Here is a 17,285-nt window from a genome sequence, read left to right as displayed (position 1 = left end):
CGTGTGTCGTGCCGATGACGCCGGAGCCCCCATTCGGAGGGCCGCCGCTGCCTGAACTGCCTGACTTGCCATCTTCCGAACACCTCCTGCGCACCCACGCCAACCCGCCGCGACGACCGGTCAGGCCTTAGGGTCGGAATCCGGCGAAGCCCGCTTCCCTCGTGCTTCGCCGGATTGCCGACATCGAACATCCGTTCGACATATTCAATATAGCTGCCCCCACCGACACGTCGTCAAGAGAGAGGGTGAGTCCGGTCGGTATCAACACGACACCGCTGCTGGTCGAGCTGTCCGCGCAGGAACTACGGCACCGCCTTGCCGAGGCTCTTGCCATCTACGTCGAGGCGATGGACTACCCGAAGGGGACCGAGTTCCACCGGGCCCCGATGTGGACCGAACACACCCATCGGCCCGGCTGGCGCGCGGTCGCCGCGATCCTCCCCGGCGACGATCCCGGCTCGAGCGAGGGCACCATGGTCGGCATCGCCTACGGCTACCGGGGCGCCCCGCACCAGTGGTGGCACCAGCAGGTGCGCGAGGGGATGCACCGCTCCGGTGCCGACGAACGGCGGATCCACGAGGTCCTCGGCGACTACTTCGAGCTGACCGAACTCCACGTGGCACGGGCCGCGCAGGGGCACCGCACCGGCGAGGCGATGCTCCGCAGGCTCCTCGAAGACAGGCCGGAGAGTCACGTACTGCTGTCCACCCCCGAGGTCGACGACGAGGACAACCGCGCCTGGCGTCTCTATCGCAGGCTCGGATTCACCGATGTGGTGCGCCATTTCACCTTCACCGGGGACAACAGGCCGTTCGCGGTACTGGGACGCCTGCTGCCGCTCCCCGCCGAAGCGACCGAGAACGCACACTCCCCCAGCCGATAGCCTGGACAGATGATCGACGCGGTGGTGGTGGGATCCGGACACAATGCGCTGGTGTCGGCGTGCTACCTCGCCCGGTCGGGTTGGTCGGTCGAGGTGCTCGAGCGCGACACCGTGCTCGGCGGCGCGGTGTCCACCGTCGAGCGGTTCCCCGGCCATCAGGTGGACCGTGGTTCGTCCGCGCACATCATGATCCGGCACACCGCCATCATCGAGGACCTCGACCTCGCCTCGCACGGGCTGCGTTATATCGACTGCGACCCATGGGCATTCGCGCCCGCTCCGCCCGAATCCGGCCGGCCGGGCATCGTCTTCCACCGCAGCCTCGAAGGGACCTGCGCCTCCATCGCCGCGTCCTGCGGGGCCGCCGACGCGAGGGCGTACCGGGAATTCGTCGAGACCTGGGGTCCGCGCACCGCGGGCGTGATGCGGGCGTTCGCCGGTCCGCCGACCGGCGGGAGGCTGGCCCGCTCGTTCGGCACCCTGGACCGGGGCGCAGGCGCCGCGGCCTTCTCGCGGGAGTTTCTCGCCTCCGGGGACAGCTTGCTGGACAACTACTTCGACGACGAGCGCCTCAAGGCGGCATTGGCCTGGTTCGGTGCGCAGTCGGGTCCACCGATGTCCGAGCCGGGCACCGCCCCGATGGTCGGGTTCGCGGCGCTGATGCACACCCTGCCGCCGGGCCGGGCCGTCGGCGGGAGCGGCGCCCTCACCAGGGCCCTGGCGTCGCGGCTCGCCGCGGACGGTGGATCGGTGCGACTGGGCGACGCGGTGACCGAGCTGCGCCGCACGCCGAACGGCTGGACGGTCCGCACCGCCGGGGGCCGGGAGGTACGCGCCAGGACGGTGGTGGCCGGCTGCCACATCCTGACCACCCTCGACCTGCTCGAGCGCGGCGGCCACGACCGGACGCAACTGGACGGGTGGCGCCGCCGGATCCGGGTCGGGCCGGGGATCGGAATGGTGGTCCGGCTCGGAACCGATTCGCTCCCCTCCTATCCCAGCGCCCCTGCGGGCGACACCGTCACCTCCGGGCTGCAGCTGCTGGTCTCCGATCGCGCACAGCTGAGGCTCGCGCACGGCGCGGCGCTGGCTGGCGAGCTGCCACCCGTTCCAGCGGTCCTCGCCATGAGTTTCAGCGGGATCGACCCGAGCCTGACCCCCGCAGGCGAGCACCAGGCGACGTTGTGGTCGCAGTGGCATCCCTACGCCCTCACCGGCGGACGCGACTGGGCGGACCTCGCCGAATCCGAGGGTGACCGGATCGTCGCCGAGATCGAGCGGCTGGCACCGGGATTCACGGACTCGGTGCGACACCGGCTGGTGCAGACCCCCGCGGACCTCGAGTCCGAGATGGGGTTGATCGGCGGCAACGTGATGCACGTCGAGATGTCGCTGGACCAGATGTTCATGTGGCGCCCCCTTCCGGAACTGTCGGGACACCGGGTGCCGGGCGCGAAGGGGCTGTACCTGACCGGCGCGTCCACCCACCCGGGTGGCGGAGTGTCCGGCTCGAGCGGGCGCAGCGCCGCGCGGATCGCGTTGTCCGACGCCCGGTTCGGAGGCTTGCGCCGGGTACTGCGCCGATGAGCGGGCCGGGATCCGCCGGATCCGCCACGCCGCGCACCCCTACCGCCTGACACTCGCATGGCTGCCTGGCACGATAACGCTGTGCAGCAGCCCCACTCCGATGTCCGAAGTCGATCCCGCGTCCGACTGTTCGCCCTGTCCGTACTCCTCCTGATCTGCATCCCCTTGCTCAGCGGGTGCCTCAGGGTCCAGGCGTCACTCGGCGTCTCACCCGACGACAGGGTGTCGGGACAGATCGTCGCCGCGACGGTTCCCACGGACGACAACGACAAGGGCCCGGAGCTGATCCCGCCGGACTCGTTGACGCAGAAGGTCCGGGTGCAGGCGTACAAGCAGGACGGCTTCGTCGGCAGTCAGGCCTTCTTCAGCGACCTGACCTTCGGCGAGGTGCAGCAGCTCGGGGCGATGTCCAGCCAGACCGGCAGCTCCATCCAGCTGGACTTCCGGCGCAACGGCGACGTCGTGGTCCTCGAGGGCAAGGCGGACCTCAAGTCGGTCCCCGACGGCAGCGACGTCCAGTTCAGCGTCGCCTTCCCCGCGCGGGTGAACACCACCAACGGAACCCGCGACGCCGACTCCATCGTCACCTGGAAGCTGCCGCCCGGCGAAGTCAGCACGCTCCGCGCGGAGACCCGCTACGCCGACCCGAGCACCCGCGGCTTCGCCGGCTGGGCCGGCATCGTCGCCGGCGTCACGCTCGGCGTCGCGCTCGTGGTCGGCGCGATGGCGTACTTCAGCCGCCACCCGAGGCGCTGACGCACCGTGCGCGTGTTGCACCCCGGGTGGGGTGCAACACGCGCACGGGCGCGGGGCGCTACCTGACCGAGCTGGCCAGTCCGAGGCGGGCCAGCACCTCGCGGGTCGCGCGGGCGAAGTTCAGCGTGATGAAGTGCAGGCAGGGAGCACCCTCGGCGATCAACCGTTCGCTCATCTCGGTGGCGAGCTCGATGCCGATCTCACGGACCGCGGCGCGGTTCTCCTCGGGTCCGTGGCCCGCCGCGCGATCGAGCCGCTCGGCGAGCTCGCGCGGCAGCTGCGATCCGGACAGTTCGACCATCCGCTTGACCGAGCGCAGCGACGTGATCGGCATGATCTCCGGGATGATCGGCTTGGCGCCCTGCTCGGCGTCGTACCGGGACACCCGGTCGCGCAGCCGCAGGTAGTCCTCGACGTCGAAGAACATCTGGGTGATCGAGTACTCGGCGCCGGCACGCAGCTTGGAGACGAGGTACCTGGTGTCGTGGTCGAGGTCCGGCGCGCGGAAGTGCCCCTCCGGGAAGGACGCGACACCGACGTGGAAGTCGCCGAGGTCGCGGACCAGCCGGACCAGCTCCTCGGCGTACTCGACGCCCTCGGGATGCCGGACCCACTCGCCGAGCGGATCGCCAGGCGGATCGCCGCGCAGCACCAGGATGTTGCTGATGCCGCGGTCCGCATAGGCCCCGACCATCGCACGCAGTTCGTCGACGCTGTGGCCGACGGCGGTCAGGTGGGCGACCGGGAGCAGCGTGGTCTCCTCGGCGAGGGCACCGGTGACGCGCACGGTCCGGTCCCTCGTCGATCCGCCCGCCCCATAGGTCATCGAGACGAACGCGGGCTGCATCTGCTCGAACTCGCGGACCGCGCGCCACAGACGCGCCTCCGCATCGGCATCGCGCGGCGGCGAGAACTCCACCGAGAATGGGATCCGCCCGCCACTCGAACCGATCCGGTCCACGATCGACGGGGTCTGGGTCACCCAGCCCTCGCTTGACCGTCCCCTGACGGCATCGAATGTCACCCGACAATCATAGTGGCGGGCGATGAGGGCGACTTCGACGGACCACTAGGGTGAGGGAGACGATCACGTTCCCAGGGCAATTTCCCGGGGCAATCACCGAGGAGGACACCCTGTCCGCCCACGCCGCCTCCCCCGAGGCCACCGAGTCGCTGCCCGCCGCCGTCGAGACGGCGCTGCGCGAGTTCTTCGACAGCCGCAGGCCGATGACCGATGCCGTCGGCGGCACGTTCACCGACGCCACGACCGCACTGGAGGCCTTCGTCCTGCGCGGCGGCAAGCGGGTCCGGCCCGCGTTCGCCTGGACCGGCTGGCTGGGCGCGGGCGGCGATCCGACCGGCCCCGACGCCGCCGCGGTGCTGCGGGCCTGCTCCGCGCTCGAGCTGGTCCAGGCCTGCGCACTCGTGCACGACGACATCATCGACTCCTCCCGCACCCGCAGGGGCTTTCTCACCCTGCACGTCGAGTTCGCCGACCGGCACCGCTCGGGCGGGTGGTCCGGCGAACCGGCGAAATTCGGTGAATCCGTCGCCATCCTGCTCGGCGATCTCGCACTGGCATGGGCAGACGACATGGTCCGCGAGTCCGGGGTCGACGCGGCCGCCCAGTCCCGGCTCGGTCCGGTGTGGTCGGCGATGCGCACCGAGGTCCTCGGGGGCCAGTACCTCGACGTGAGCACCGAGGTGACCGCCGACGAGTCGGTGGCCGCTGCGCTGCGGATCAACCGCTACAAGACGGCGGCGTACACGATCGAGCGACCGCTGCACCTCGGTGCCGCCCTCGCCGCGGCCGATCCGGATCTGATCGCCGCCTATCGCGAGTTCGGCACCGACATCGGCATCGCCTTCCAACTCCGCGACGACCTGCTCGGGGTGTTCGGGGACCCCGCGGTCACCGGGAAGCCCTCCGGCGACGACCTGCGCGAGGGCAAGCGGACCGTGCTGTTCGCCGAGGCCCTGCTCCGCGCCGACGCCACCGACCGGGGCACCGCGGACGTGCTGCGTCGCAGCATCGGCACCGACCTCACCGAGGAGCAGGTGCAGCGGCTGCGCGCGATCATCACCGATCTCGGCGCGGTCGACGAGGTCGAGCGCCGCATCGACGAGCTCACCGCCAGGGGCCTGAGCGCCCTCGATACGAGCACCGCGACGGAGACGGCCAAGCAGAGCCTGCGCGCGATGGCGCTGGCCGCCACCCGTCGCACGGCCTGATCGGCGTGAGCCTGCGCACGGTCCCCGGTCGCACCGATCACGTCGTGGTCGTCGGGGCAGGCCTGTCCGGACTGTCGGCGGCGCTGCACCTGCTCGGCAGCGGCCGCACGGTCACCCTCCTCGAACGCGACAGGTCGGTCGGCGGCCGGGTCGGCGTGTACGACGGCCCCGGCTACCAGATCGACAGCGGCGCAACCGTTCTCACCATGCCGGAGCTCGTCGCCGAAGCGCTCGCCGCGGTCGGGGCCGACTTCGGGTCGGTGTCCCCGCCACTGCGCCTTCGCCGGCTCGACCCGGCATATCACGCCCGGTTCGCGGACGGCGGGGCGATCGCCGTGCACTCGGACGCCGAGGCGATGGCGGCGGAGGTCGCCCGGGCGTGCGGTCCCGACGAGGCACGCCGATACCGCCGGCTGCGCTCCTGGTTGGAGCGGATCTTCACGGCCGAGTTCGACCGGTTCATCGACGCGAACTTCGACTCGCCGCTCGACCTGGTCCGCTCGCGCGCGGCCATCGCGGACCTGTCGACCCTGGTCCGGATCGGCGGCTTCGGCAGGCTGGGGCCGCGCGTCGAGAGGTACCTCCGCGACCCCCGGCTGCAGCGCATCTTCACCTTCCAGTCGCTCTACGCCGGGTTGAGCCCGGCGCGGGCGCTCGGCATCTACGGCGCGATCGCGCACATGGACACCTCGATGGGCGTGTACTTCCCCGACGGCGGCATGCGGGCGATCGCCGAGGCCATGGCCGACGCCTTCACCACCGCGGGCGGCACCCTCGCGCTCGGGACCGAGGTGAGCCGGATCGACTACGGGAACGGTCGCGCGAGGCGGGTGATCACCGCCGACGGGTCGGGGTTCGACGTCGACGCGGTCGTCCTGACCGCGGACCTCGGCGGCGGGAGCGCCCTGCTCCCCCGTCGGACCTGGCCGCGTCGGCCGGTCCGGTACTCCCCCTCGGCGGTCGTCGCGCACGGCACCATCCCCGCCGCCGTCGCCGCGCGCTGGCCCGATTCGGGCCACCACACCATCGACTTCGGGGCGGCCTGGGAGCAGACGTTCGCCGAGATCACCGCGCGCCGCGGCCGCGGCAGGCTGATGAGCGACCCGTCCCTGCTGCTCACCCGACCCGCGGTCACCGACCCGGGGCTGCTGATCGACCGTGACGGCGAACCCCACGAACCCCTGTCGGTGCTGGCCCCGTGCCCGAACCTGCACAGCGCCCCACTGGACTGGGCCGCCCTCGGGCGGCCCTACGTCGGCGAACTGCTCGTCGAGCTGGAGCGGCGCGGATACACCGGGATCGCCGAGTCGTTCCTGGTCGACCTGATCGACACCCCGCAGACCTGGGCCGATCGCGGGATGTCCGCCGGCACCCCGTTCGCGGCAGCGCACACCTTCGCCCAGACCGGACCGTTCCGGCGGGGGAACCTGGACACCGGAGCCGAGAACGTGGTGCTCGCCGGGTCAGGAACCACCCCTGGGGTCGGGGTGCCGACCGTGCTCGTCTCCGGGAAGCTGGCCGCCCAGCGGATCGCGGGCGAATAGCGCGCCAGGTCACAGACACACCGCGCGGGATCAAGGCGTTTCCCGCTGCGGAACACCGAGCCACTAAACTGACCAGCTGTCCACGCATTCCGCAGACCGGCCCCGCCCGGCCGGACCGCGCTCAACGCACAGCCATGGGGGAAGATCCGTACCGATGACGTCCCCACTCTCCGCTGCTGACAGGCAAATCGGCGACAGCCACGACCGGGCCAAGGACGCCGGGCGTCTCCGCGCGGTCGCCGGGTTCGCGCGCAGCGAGGCGGGGCACGCCGCGATCCTCGGGTTGGTCGGCGCGTCGATGATCACCTTCGGCGGTTTCGGCTCGGGCAGCGTTCGGCGTGAGGATCCGCTCCTGGAGGCGCTGCACCTGTCCTGGCTGCGCTTCGGGCACGGCCTGATCCTGTCGACGATCCTCGTATGGGTCGGTGTGCTGCTGATGATCGCGGCGTGGGTCCGCCTCGGCCGCTGCACGCTCCGCGGCACGACCACGCTGCACGAGCTGCGCTGGGTGGTCCCGGCGTGGACGGCGCCGCTGCTGCTGTCGGTGCCCATGTTCAGCCGGGATGCGTACTCGTACCTGGCGCAGGGCGCGCTGCTGCGCGACGGCTTCGACCCGTACGCGGTCGGCCCTGTGGTCAACCCCGGCATCCTGCTCGACAACGTGAGCAACGTCTGGACCACCACCACCGCCCCGTACGGACCGGTGTCGCTGCTGCTCGGTCAGGGCATCACCTCGATCACCGGGGACAACGTGATCGCCGGGACCATGATGCTGCGGCTGACCATGCTGCCCGGCCTGGCGCTGATGGTGTGGGCGCTGCCGCGGCTGGCCCGTCAGCTGGGCGGCAACCCGGCGATCGCGCTGTGGCTGGCGGTGCTCAACCCGCTGGTGCTGATCCACCTGATCGGCGGCGTGCACAACGAGCTGCTGATGGTCGGCCTGATGGTCGCAGGCGTGACGCTGGCGCTCGACCGCAAGCACGCGGCCGGCATCGCGATCGTCACCCTCGGCGTCGCGGTCAAGGCGATGGCCGGAATCGCGTTGCCGTTCATCGTGTGGATCTGGATGTACCACGAGCGCGAGAAAGCCAAGGCCGAAGGTCGTGAGCCTGCGGCTCCGTTCGCCCTGTTCGCCCGCACCGCGGGCGCCGGTTTCGCGATCTTCGCCGCCGTGTTCGCCATCTGTTCGGCGGTTGCGGGCGTCGGCATCGGATGGCTGACCGCGCTGCAGGGTTCGGCGAAGATCATCAACTGGCTCTCGCTGCCGACGATGCTGGCGCACTTCGTCACCGTCGGCACCTCCCCGTTCGCCGACCTGCGGCTGGCCCCGGTACTCGAGGTGACCCGGATGCTGTGCGCGATCGCGCTGGTGGCGATCCTGCTGACGGTGTGGTGGCGGTTCCGCACCACGCCCAAGCAGGCCGTGCTCGGCATCCTGGTCGCGTTGGTCGCGATCGTGGTGCTCTCCCCCGCTGCGCTGCCCTGGTACTACTCGTGGCCGCTGGCGATCGCGGCGGGCTTCGCGATGTCCACCACCACTCTGATGATCCTGGTCGGCCTGTCCACCTGGCTGATGCTGGTCTTCCAGCCCGACGGCTCGATCGGGCTGTACACCTTCGTCCACGTGCTGCTCGCGACCTTCGCGGCGGTCGTCGCGGCCAAGTCGTTGGTGACCGTCGATCCGCTGCGGCTGCGCTCGGCGCCCGCCGTCGCCGACGCCTGGGACACCCACCAGGGCGCGGCCCCCGTCCGGGACTGAGATGACGACACTGGACGACCGCGCGGCGGCGAGCGATCTCGGAGCAGCCTACCGATACTGCGAGGGGCTGACGGCCGAGCACGGCCGCAGCTACGCGCTCGCCACCCGTTTGCTACCCGAACACCGCAGGCCGGCCGTGTACGCGTTGTACGGGTTCGCCCGCACCGTGGACGACCTCGTCGACATCGACGCGCCCGGTGGCCGTCCCGCAGGCGACTGCCTTGCCGAACTCGACAGGATCGAATCCGAGCTGACGGCCGCCGTCGCTGGCACCAGGACCGGGGACATCCGGCCGGTCGTGCTCGCGGTGGCCGACACCATCGGCCGGTACTCCATCCCGCTCGAGCACTTCACCGCGTTCCTCGGGTCCATGCGGATGGACCTGCCGGGCGCGCCCGGTTTCCGGGCCGTCTACACCTCGATGGACGAGCTCCGCAGCTACATGCACGGTTCGGCCGCGGCGATCGGGAAGCAGATGCTGCCGATCCTCGGCACGGTGACCGCGCGCGCCGAGGCCGAGCCCGCGGCCGCCGCGCTCGGCGAGGCCTTCCAGCTCACCAACTTCATCCGCGACGTCGGCGAGGACCTCCGGCGTGGACGCATCTACCTGCCGTCGGAGGAGCTGTCCGCGTTCGACGTGGACGGCGACCTCCTGCGCCACTGCCAGTCCACCGGCGCAACGCACCCCCGGGTCAGGCGGGCCCTCGCCCACTTCGTCGCACTGAACCGGTCGGGCTACCGCGATGCCCGGCCGGGACTGGCGATGCTCGATCCGCGGGCACGGCCCGCGATCACCGCCGCGTTCGACCTGTACTCCGCGATCCTCGACGAGATCGAGACGAGCGGTTACCTGGTGCTCGACCGCCGGGCGGTTGTGCCGAGGCGGCGTCGTCTGACGCTCGTCGCGCCGCGGCTACTGGAGTCCGCGGTCGCGGCCGCCCGCGGCTAGAGCTTCTCGAGCCGCCGGGTTGCGGGCGCTCGACGAGCGGCCCGACCCGGCGACCTCGACATCACCTGGGGTAAGCGCTCTAGAAGGCCATCGCCTGGGCGCGGCGAACCACCTCGCGGGCGAGGTCGGTGTGCAGCGCGTCGACAGGGGCGCCCGGCAGGGTCTCGTCCTCGGTGAACAGCCAGCGCAGGATCTCCTCCTCGCTGTATCCGCCGTCGCGCAGGACCACGAGCAGACCGGACAGCAGCCGGACCACCTCGCCGCCGTCGGTGAAGAAGGTCGCGGGAACGCCGATGACGCCATCGCGACGGACCGCGATCAGCTCGCCGTCGCGGAGCATCTGGTGCACCCGGGTGACGACGATTCCGAGCAGTTTGGCCACATCCGCGAGCTGCAGCAGCTCCACCGAGGGATCGAGGACGTCGTCGCTATAAGGGATTGCACTCACACCGGTAACGGTATCGGGTCGGTGCGCGGTACGTCATGGGCGGTCCGCGCACCGCGGCCGCCGCGCCGTCGGCACCGGGCGGGCGGCCCGCTGGCTACCATCGATGCGGACATTGTCGAAACTGCTGCGGTGGATCACCGAGCAGAACAGAAACGGGGTAAGCGCGGGTGGGGCCAGGAGATCAGGCGCTGATCGGCACACTGCTCGACCGCCGCTATCGGGTGGACTCCCCGATCGCGCGCGGCGGGATGTCGATGGTCTACCGCGGCCTCGACATGCGGCTCGACCGGCCGGTCGCGATCAAGGTCATGGACCCGAAGTTCGCGCACGACCCCCAGTTCGTCGCCCGATTCGAGTTCGAGGCCCGCGCGGTGGCCCGGCTGACCCATCCCGGGCTGGTCGCCGTGTACGACCAGGGCATCGACGGCGAACACGCGTTCCTCGTGATGGAGCTGGTCGCGGGCGGGACGCTGCGCGAGCTGCTGCGCGAGCGCGGCCCGATGCCGCCGCACGCCGCTGCCGCGGTGACCGGACCGGTGCTCGATGCGCTCGCGGTCGCGCACCGCGCGGGACTGGTCCACCGCGACATCAAGCCGGAGAACGTGCTGATCTCCGACTCGGGCGAGGTCAAGATCGCCGACTTCGGCCTGGTTCGCGCGGTCGCGGGATCCAACGCCACCTCCAGCAGCGTGATCCTCGGGACCGCCGCCTACCTCTCCCCCGAACAGGTCACCACCGGCAACGCCGACGCCCGCAGCGACGTGTACGCGACCGGCGTGTTGCTGTACGAAATGCTCACCGGCCGAACGCCGTTCACCGGCGACACCTCGCTCTCGATCGCCTATCAGCGGATCAACGCCGACGTGCCGAGCCCGGGTTCCCAGATCGCAGGGGTGCCGCAGGAGTTCGACCAGCTGGTGCTCGAGGCGACCGCCCGTGACCCCGAGGAGCGGTTCACCAACGCCGGCGAGATGGCGGCGGCGCTGCGTTCGGTGAGCCACCAGCTGCAGTTGCCCGCCTACCGGGTACCCGCACCGCGACGGTCCGCGCAGCACCTCAGCGCGGCCATGCAGGTCGCGGGCGCGCTGCCGCCGCCTGCAACCGCAACGGCCGGACGCGACGACGCGACGACGGCACTGGCCTCGGCCGCGCCAACCGCGGTGCACCCCGGCATCCAGCACGCGGGCCCGCAGCCCACCAAGGTGGTCACCGACCTGACCGCGCGCCCGCCGGAGTTCCCGCAGCCGGACCTCGACCCCGCTGCGACCCGACAGCACCGCCGCGACCCCGCCCAGTACGAGTTCCCCGATTTCGCGGCCGAGCGTCAGCGCTCGCGCCGCACGATCATGGTGTGGCTGCTCGTGATCCTGCTGCTCGGGGTCGCGGTCGGATTCGGCGGCTGGTGGATGGGGTCCGGCCGGTACGCGGCGGTGCCCTCCATCGACGGCCTTGACCGCGCGTCGGCGACATCGACGATCGAGGCCGCGGGGCTGAGCACCGAGATCCGCGGCGAGTACTCGAACAGCGCCCCGGTCGATACCCTGCTCGGCACCGATCCCGCCGCCGGGTCTCGCGTGCCGAAGGAGTCGGTGGTGGCCCTGCTGGTGTCGCTCGGCAGGCCCGCGGTACCCGAGCTGCCCGCGGGCGGCGACCCGGACCAGGTCGAGCGGGTGCTCCGCGAGCGCACCTTTGTACCTGTCGAGGGCGGTGAGGCGTTCAGCACCAAGGTGCCCAATGGTGGTGTGGCGGCGCTGAAGCCGGGTCCTGGCACCGTGCTCGACGTCGGGTCGCAGGTCCAGATGATCCGGAGCAAGGGTTCGCCGCCGGTCCGGATGCCGGACGTGCGCGGCAAGTCCGCCGATGAGGCCAGGGCCGCGCTGGACGCCGTCGGCATCACCGTCGGCGAGACCAGGGAAGAGTTCGACAGCGGCGTCGACGGCGGCGACGTGATCGGTACCGATCCGTCGACCGGCACCGAGGTCGGGGCCGGATCGAGCGTCACGCTGATCGTGTCGACTGCCGTGCGACTGCCCTCGATGCTCGGGCGCACGGTTGGCTCCGCCCGCGAGGAACTGACGGGCCTCGGAATGGTGCCGCAGATCAGGCAGGTCACCGACTCCGACCGGTCACTGGTCCTCACCCAGAGCCCGGGACCGGGAACCCGCGTCGAGGCGGGCACCACCGTGTCACTCGTCGCGGTGCCGTAGCACGGAAGGCTCCGCACGACTGCGACAGCGGGCCACCACAATTCGACTATTGCCAGTACAAACAACAAAACGATCGATATGTTCGGTGCCTCGTAAAACAGTCGGAGGCAAATTGTTCCGAGCACCGCGCGCCGCGGTCCTGGCGTGCTCGCTGATCGCGTTGATGTCGTCGTTCGGAACGGTTGTGGCAGATGCCGATCCGCTTCCCGAGAACTTCAGCTACTCCGCGGGCTTCGCAAACGAACGGACCAATCCGGGCGGCTCGCTGCCCGGGTCCAACGACTTCGGATGCAAGCCCACCACGGCCCACCCGCGACCCGTCGTGTTGGTGCACGGAACGGCAGGCGGAGAGCAGATCACCTGGAGTGCCTACGTCCCGATGCTCAAGAACGCCGGATTCTGCGTGTTCAACCTGACCTACGGCGCCATTCCAGGACCGTGGCCGGTATCCGCGATCGGCGCGATGAATCCGATCGAGAGCAGCGCCCGACAACTCGGAGAGTTCGTCGATCGGATCCTGACCGCGACGGGGGCTTCGACAGTGGACATCGTGGGTCATTCGCAGGGCACGCTCATGCCGGAGTACTACGCGAAGGTCCTCGGCGGGCGGTCGACGATCACCAACTACGTGTCTCTGGCTCCCCTGTGGCTGGGAACGAGAGTGTCCGGCGGCGACGGGCTACCCGCACTCTTCGAACGATTGGGGCTTCCGGACACCGCGTTCCCGATCTGTCAGGCATGCGGCCAGTTCGTGGCCGGGTCCGAGTTGATCAACGAGGTCAACGCCGACGGGACCCCCTACCTCAAGGGCATCGAGTACACCAACATCGGCACCCGATACGACGAACAGGTTGTGCCGTACACCCAGGGCATGGTCCCCGGTCTGCCGGGCTACGACGTCACCAACATCGTCGTCCAGGACGGCTGCGAACAGGACACGTCGGATCACTTCGAGCTCACCGGCACCAAGCGGGCGGCCTACATGGTGCTCAATGCCCTCGACCCGGCCAATCAGCGTGAGGTGCCGTGCGGACGAGAGTGAATCGCCGCACCGCCCGCACGGGTGCGCACTCCTTCTGACGCCAAGGCACCCCGTTGAACACCCGACGAGGGCGCGATGCCGGTAACCGCGGTCCGCCCGCGGCCGGAACCGCTCACCGGCCGGACGCCCCCACGAGCTCCTCGAGGTAGCGGGCGACACCGTCGTCGTCGTTGCCTGCCAGGACCCGGTCGGCGAGCGAGACCACCTCCGGCAGCGCGTTCGACGGGCACAGCGCGGTACCGGCCCACGACAGCATCGGGATGTCGTTGATCCCGTCGCCCACGACGGCGACCTCGTGCGCCCCGATTCCGTCGGCCGCACACAGCTCCGCGAGGGCACTCGCCTTCGAAACCCCTGACGGGGCCATCTCGACGTAGGGCGCGCCCGAATGGGTCAGTTCGACTCCGTCGACGCCCGCCGCGACGGCGGCGCGGTACAGCTCCGCACTGGACACCTCGGGGTGCCGCACGACGATCTTGACCATCGGCTCCTCCAGGGCGGGCAGCAGCTCCGAGAGCGACATCTCGTGCGGATGCCGGTGATGGTCGGCGAACTCGCAGAGTGCCGCGTACTCGGGTTCGGCGACGAAACTCGTGGGGCCGACATTCGCGAACACCACACCCGGCATGAGCGTCCGCACGCGGCCCATCGCCGTCGTCGCCGCGGCCGTCGTGATCGAGGTCGTCGCGGTGATGCGTGGAGTGCCGTCGGCGAGGTCGAGCACGACCGCACCGTTGGCGCAGATCGCCTTGCCGCGAAAGCCGCACTCGAGCGCGAGTTCGTGGACGGAATGACGGGCCCGCGCGGTCGCCCACACGATCTCGATCCCGGCCAGGGCCGCCGCCGACATCGCTTCGGTGGTCCGTCGTGAGATGGATCGGTCCGACCGCAGCAGGGTGCCGTCGAGATCGGTGGCGAGGAGTCGAATACCGGTCACTTCCGACATGATGCCAGCCGTCCCCCGCGTGATGCAGGCCCGCCCATCCGGGCCTGCATCGCCTTTCTCAGTCTTGAGGACGGAAGACCGCGAACGCGCCGCCCTGCGGGTCCGTCAGGACCGCGAACCGCCCGGTCCCGGGGATGTCGGTGCCCGGCACGTGCACGGCCCCGCCCAGGCCCGTCGCCTCCTCGACCGCGGCGTCGACGTCGTCCACGCCGAAGTACAGCGCCCAGTGCGGCGGAATGCCCTCGGGGAAGTCCTCGCCCATCGCCATCATGCCGCCGAAATCCGTGCCGCCCTGGCCCCACTGGGTGTATCCGTCGCCCGGCGTGACCGTCCAGCCGAACACGGTGCGGTAGAACTCGATCGCCCCCGCGGTGTCGCGGGTGCGCAGCTCGATCCAACACAGCGCCCCGGTCTCGTTCAGCCGGCCCGCGCCGTGGAACTTGCGGCCCTGCCAGATCGAGATGACCGCACCCGCCGGGTCGGCGAGCACCGCGAACCTGCCGAGATCGAACACGTCCATCGGCTCGGCGATCACCGAACCTCCTGCTGCCGTGGCCGCCCGCGCGGTCGCATCCACGTCGGCCACCGCGATCGAGGCCGTCCACGCGACGGGCTGACCCTCCTGGTAGAGCGGGCTGGCCGCGGCCACCGGGTCCTGCTCGAGCAGCATCATCGTGTAACCGCCTGCCTCCGGGTTCGGATCCGTTTCCGGCTTCCACCCGAGCAGCGCTCCGTAGAACTCTCCCGCCGCCGCGACATCGGTCGTGCCGAGCTCGGCCCAGCACGGGGTCCCCAGCGTCGGTTCGGTGATCTTCATGATGTGCCCCTCACTGCGATGGTTGGGTACGCGATTCGATCGGCCCAACCGTAACGCCGGCCACCGACACCATCTCGGCGTGACACAACGGCCCGCACCCCTGGTCGGGGTGCGGGCCGTTGTGCGGAATCGGACGGCTCAGCCGCGCAGCATCTCCGCCACGAGGAAGGCCAGCTCGAGGGACTGCTGGGTGTTGAGCCGCGGGTCGCACGCGGTCTCGTAGCGGCCCGACAGATCCAGGTCGGAGATGTCCTGAGCGCCACCGAGGCACTCGGTGACGTTCTCGCCGGTCAGTTCGACGTGGATGCCACCCGGGTGGGTGCCGAGTCCGTTGTGCACCTCGAAGAAGCCCTGCACCTCGTCGACGATCCGGTCGAAGTGGCGGGTCTTGTAGCCGGTGGACGCCTCGTGGGTGTTGCCGTGCATCGGGTCGCACTGCCAGATCACCTGGTGACCGGTGGCCTGCACCTTCTCGATGATCGCGGGCAGCAGGTCGCGCACCTTGCCGTTGCCCATCCGCGAGATCAGCGTGAGCCGGCCGGGCTTGTTGGTCGGGTCGAGCCGCTCGACGTACTCGACCGCCATCTCGGGGGTGGTGCTCGGGCCGATCTTGAGGCCGATCGGGTTCGCGAGCAGCTCGGCGAATGCGATGTGCGCGCCGTCGAGCTGGCGGGTCCGGTCGCCGATCCACAGGAAGTGCGCCGACAGGTCGTACAGCTTCGGGTGGTCGTCGTCGTTGTCGAGCCGCAGCATCGCCCGCTCGTAGTCGAGGACGAGCGCCTCGTGGCTGGCGAAGATCTGTGCGTGGTGCAGGCTCGGGTCGGTGACCCGGCACGCGTTCATGAACTGCAGGCCGCGGTCGATCTCGGCGGCGAGCGCCTCGTACCGGGCACCCGCGGGGGACGAGGCGACGAACTCCCGGTTCCAGTCGTGCACCTTGTGCAGATCGGCCATGCCCGCGCCGGTGAGCGCGCGCACCAGGTTCATCGCCGCGCTGGCGTTCGCGTACGCGCGGACCAGCCGGGACGGGTCGTGGACCCGCACCGACTCCTCGGCGACGAGCGAGTTCACCATGTCGCCCCGGTACGACTGCAGCCCGAGCGAGTCGATGTTCGACGAACGCGGCTTGGCGTACTGGCCGGCGATCCGCGCGACCTTGACGACCGGCAGGCTCGCCCCGTAGGTGAGCACGACGGCCATCTGCAGCAGGGTGCGGATGTTGCCCTTGATGTGCGGCTCGGTGTTGTCCGCGAACGTCTCCGCGCAGTCACCGCCCTGGAGCAGGAAGGCCTCGCCGCGGGCAACCTCGGCGAGGTTGTTCTGCAGCGCCTCCACCTCGCTCGCGACCGTGATCGGCGGGACGCTCTCGAGCACGGTGCGCATCGCGGCGGCCACGTCCTCGGGCCAGGTCGGCTGCTGAGCGGCAGGCTTGCTCAGCGCCTCGTCGAGCTTCTGGCGCATCGCAGCGGGCAGCGGCGGGAGTTCGGGCAAGCGGTCGATCGGAACATCGACAGTCCAGTTCACCAGTACAGGATATTCGCTACGCCGATCGCGGTGCGCAAAGGGGCCATTTAGTCAGCGAATCGTGAGCGAAGCACGGATCGCCTCGTACTTGACCAGGTTGTGCCTGGCGTCGGCCAGCGCGTCGTGCGCGTCGGCGGGAGCCGACGGCAGGGCCGGCGACCCGCTGTCCTCCCAGTACTGACGCAACTCGCGGGTGAACCGCGGCAGCGAGCGCGGCAGCGCGGTCATGTCCCCCCACAACTGGCAGAGCGCGACGTGGTCATATGCCGCGATCCAGGCCCACAGCTCCGGCGTGACGCCGGGGCGCGGAACCAGGAACTTCAGCAGGTCGTCGCGGATCTGGGCGCGCGAGCGCCACAGCGGCGAGGACGGCTGCGGCAGCTTCGGCAGGACGTTGGCCCGCACCCACTTGCCCGCCTTTGTGGGGTCGAACTCGGTGGAGACGGCGTAGAACTCTCTGCCGTCCTCGGCGGCCACGCCGATCGAAACCAGGTCGATTGTGCGACCATCCTCGATGAACTCGCAGTCGTAGAAGTAGCGCACCCGGGCAGACTATGCCGCCCGGCACTTCCCCACGACCACCGCCCCCG

At 70.4% G+C, this 17,285-nt stretch carries 15 protein-coding genes; 9 read left to right on the top strand and 6 right to left on the bottom strand.

Going from position 1 to position 17,285, the window contains the following annotated elements; all coding sequences use genetic code 11:
- The first annotated feature begins 245 nt into the window (after window positions 1-245).
- From BR31_RS29175 to BR31_RS0118315, 3 genes are read left to right on the top strand one after another with little or no spacing between them, the layout of a single operon-like run.
- Window positions 246-884 (top strand): GNAT family N-acetyltransferase, encoded by a 639-nt coding sequence (locus BR31_RS29175; protein WP_051637546.1) that lies wholly within the window; start codon window positions 246-248, stop codon window positions 882-884.
- Window positions 885-893: 9 nt separating this feature from the next.
- Complete coding sequence (locus tag BR31_RS0118320; RefSeq protein ID WP_027502249.1) at window positions 894-2,471, top strand: phytoene desaturase family protein; 1,578 nt, start codon at window positions 894-896, stop codon at window positions 2,469-2,471.
- Between the two features lie 57 nt (window positions 2,472-2,528).
- A complete protein-coding gene (locus BR31_RS0118315; protein WP_051637545.1) occupies window positions 2,529-3,227 on the top strand; it encodes an LppM family (lipo)protein in 699 nt (232 codons plus the stop codon).
- A 58-nt stretch (window positions 3,228-3,285) separates the two neighbouring features.
- Here BR31_RS0118315 and metF read toward each other — a convergent pair whose 3' ends face one another.
- Window positions 3,286-4,209 carry a methylenetetrahydrofolate reductase [NAD(P)H] gene (gene metF / locus BR31_RS0118310; RefSeq protein WP_051637544.1) on the bottom strand — a complete coding sequence of 308 codons (924 nt, stop codon included), beginning with the start codon at window positions 4,207-4,209 and terminating at the stop codon, window positions 3,286-3,288.
- A 134-nt stretch (window positions 4,210-4,343) separates the two neighbouring features.
- On the opposite strand from metF, the gene BR31_RS0118305 reads away from it, so the two are divergent.
- The 4 genes from BR31_RS0118305 to BR31_RS0118290 all read left to right on the top strand — a co-directional run bounded on the left by BR31_RS0118305 (window position 4,344) and on the right by BR31_RS0118290 (window position 9,711).
- Window positions 4,344-5,459, top strand: a complete 1,116-nt coding sequence (locus BR31_RS0118305) for a polyprenyl synthetase family protein (RefSeq protein WP_051637556.1) — start codon at window positions 4,344-4,346, stop codon at window positions 5,457-5,459.
- The gene (crtI, locus tag BR31_RS0118300; protein WP_156042540.1) at window positions 5,459-7,003 is read left to right on the top strand and encodes a phytoene desaturase family protein; all 1,545 of its coding nucleotides are present in this window, start codon (window positions 5,459-5,461) and stop codon (window positions 7,001-7,003) included. The genes BR31_RS0118305 and crtI overlap by 1 nt, the downstream gene beginning before the upstream one ends.
- Window positions 7,004-7,157: 154 nt before the next feature.
- On the top strand, window positions 7,158-8,762 hold the full coding sequence (locus tag BR31_RS29170; RefSeq protein ID WP_051637543.1) for an alpha-(1->6)-mannopyranosyltransferase A: 1,605 nt from the start codon (window positions 7,158-7,160) through the stop codon (window positions 8,760-8,762).
- 1 nt (window position 8,763) lies between these two features.
- Complete coding sequence (locus BR31_RS0118290) at window positions 8,764-9,711, top strand: phytoene/squalene synthase family protein (protein ID WP_037177189.1); 948 nt, start codon at window positions 8,764-8,766, stop codon at window positions 9,709-9,711.
- 79 nt (window positions 9,712-9,790) lie between these two features.
- Here BR31_RS0118290 and BR31_RS0118285 read toward each other — a convergent pair whose 3' ends face one another.
- Complete coding sequence (locus BR31_RS0118285; RefSeq protein ID WP_027502243.1) at window positions 9,791-10,159, bottom strand: Rv2175c family DNA-binding protein; 369 nt, start codon at window positions 10,157-10,159, stop codon at window positions 9,791-9,793.
- A 167-nt stretch (window positions 10,160-10,326) separates the two neighbouring features.
- Here BR31_RS0118285 and pknB point away from each other — a divergent pair, with 167 nt between their 5' ends.
- Together pknB and BR31_RS0118275 are read left to right on the top strand one after the other, a co-directional pair.
- Window positions 10,327-12,366 (top strand): Stk1 family PASTA domain-containing Ser/Thr kinase, encoded by a 2,040-nt coding sequence (pknB, locus tag BR31_RS0118280; protein WP_027502242.1) that lies wholly within the window; start codon window positions 10,327-10,329, stop codon window positions 12,364-12,366.
- Between the two features lie 163 nt (window positions 12,367-12,529).
- Window positions 12,530-13,408: an esterase/lipase family protein gene (locus BR31_RS0118275; protein ID WP_051637555.1), complete on the top strand. Its 879-nt coding sequence runs from the start codon at window positions 12,530-12,532 to the stop codon at window positions 13,406-13,408.
- A gap of 112 nt (window positions 13,409-13,520) precedes the next feature.
- Here BR31_RS0118275 and BR31_RS0118270 read toward each other — a convergent pair whose 3' ends face one another.
- The 4 genes from BR31_RS0118270 to BR31_RS0118255 form a co-directional block, all read right to left on the bottom strand.
- Entirely contained in the window at window positions 13,521-14,345 is an 825-nt protein-coding gene (locus tag BR31_RS0118270) for an HAD family hydrolase (protein WP_027502240.1), read from the bottom strand.
- 67 nt (window positions 14,346-14,412) lie between these two features.
- Entirely contained in the window at window positions 14,413-15,171 is a 759-nt protein-coding gene (locus BR31_RS0118265; protein WP_027502239.1) for a VOC family protein, read from the bottom strand.
- Window positions 15,172-15,309: 138 nt separating this feature from the next.
- Window positions 15,310-16,695 carry a class II 3-deoxy-7-phosphoheptulonate synthase gene (locus BR31_RS0118260; protein WP_027502238.1) on the bottom strand — a complete coding sequence of 462 codons (1,386 nt, stop codon included), beginning with the start codon at window positions 16,693-16,695 and terminating at the stop codon, window positions 15,310-15,312.
- Window positions 16,696-16,746: 51 nt separating this feature from the next.
- A complete protein-coding gene (locus BR31_RS0118255; protein ID WP_027502237.1) occupies window positions 16,747-17,238 on the bottom strand; it encodes a polyadenylate-specific 3'-exoribonuclease AS in 492 nt (163 codons plus the stop codon).
- Between the last annotated feature and the right edge of the window lie 47 nt (window positions 17,239-17,285).

Origin of the sequence: Rhodococcus sp. UNC363MFTsu5.1 (genome assembly GCF_000686785.1) — a bacterium.
Lineage (GTDB): Bacteria > Actinomycetota > Actinomycetes > Mycobacteriales > Mycobacteriaceae > Rhodococcus_G > Rhodococcus_G maanshanensis.
Note: the sequence above shows the minus strand (reverse complement) of the source record. Positions and strands in the feature narration are given on the sequence as shown.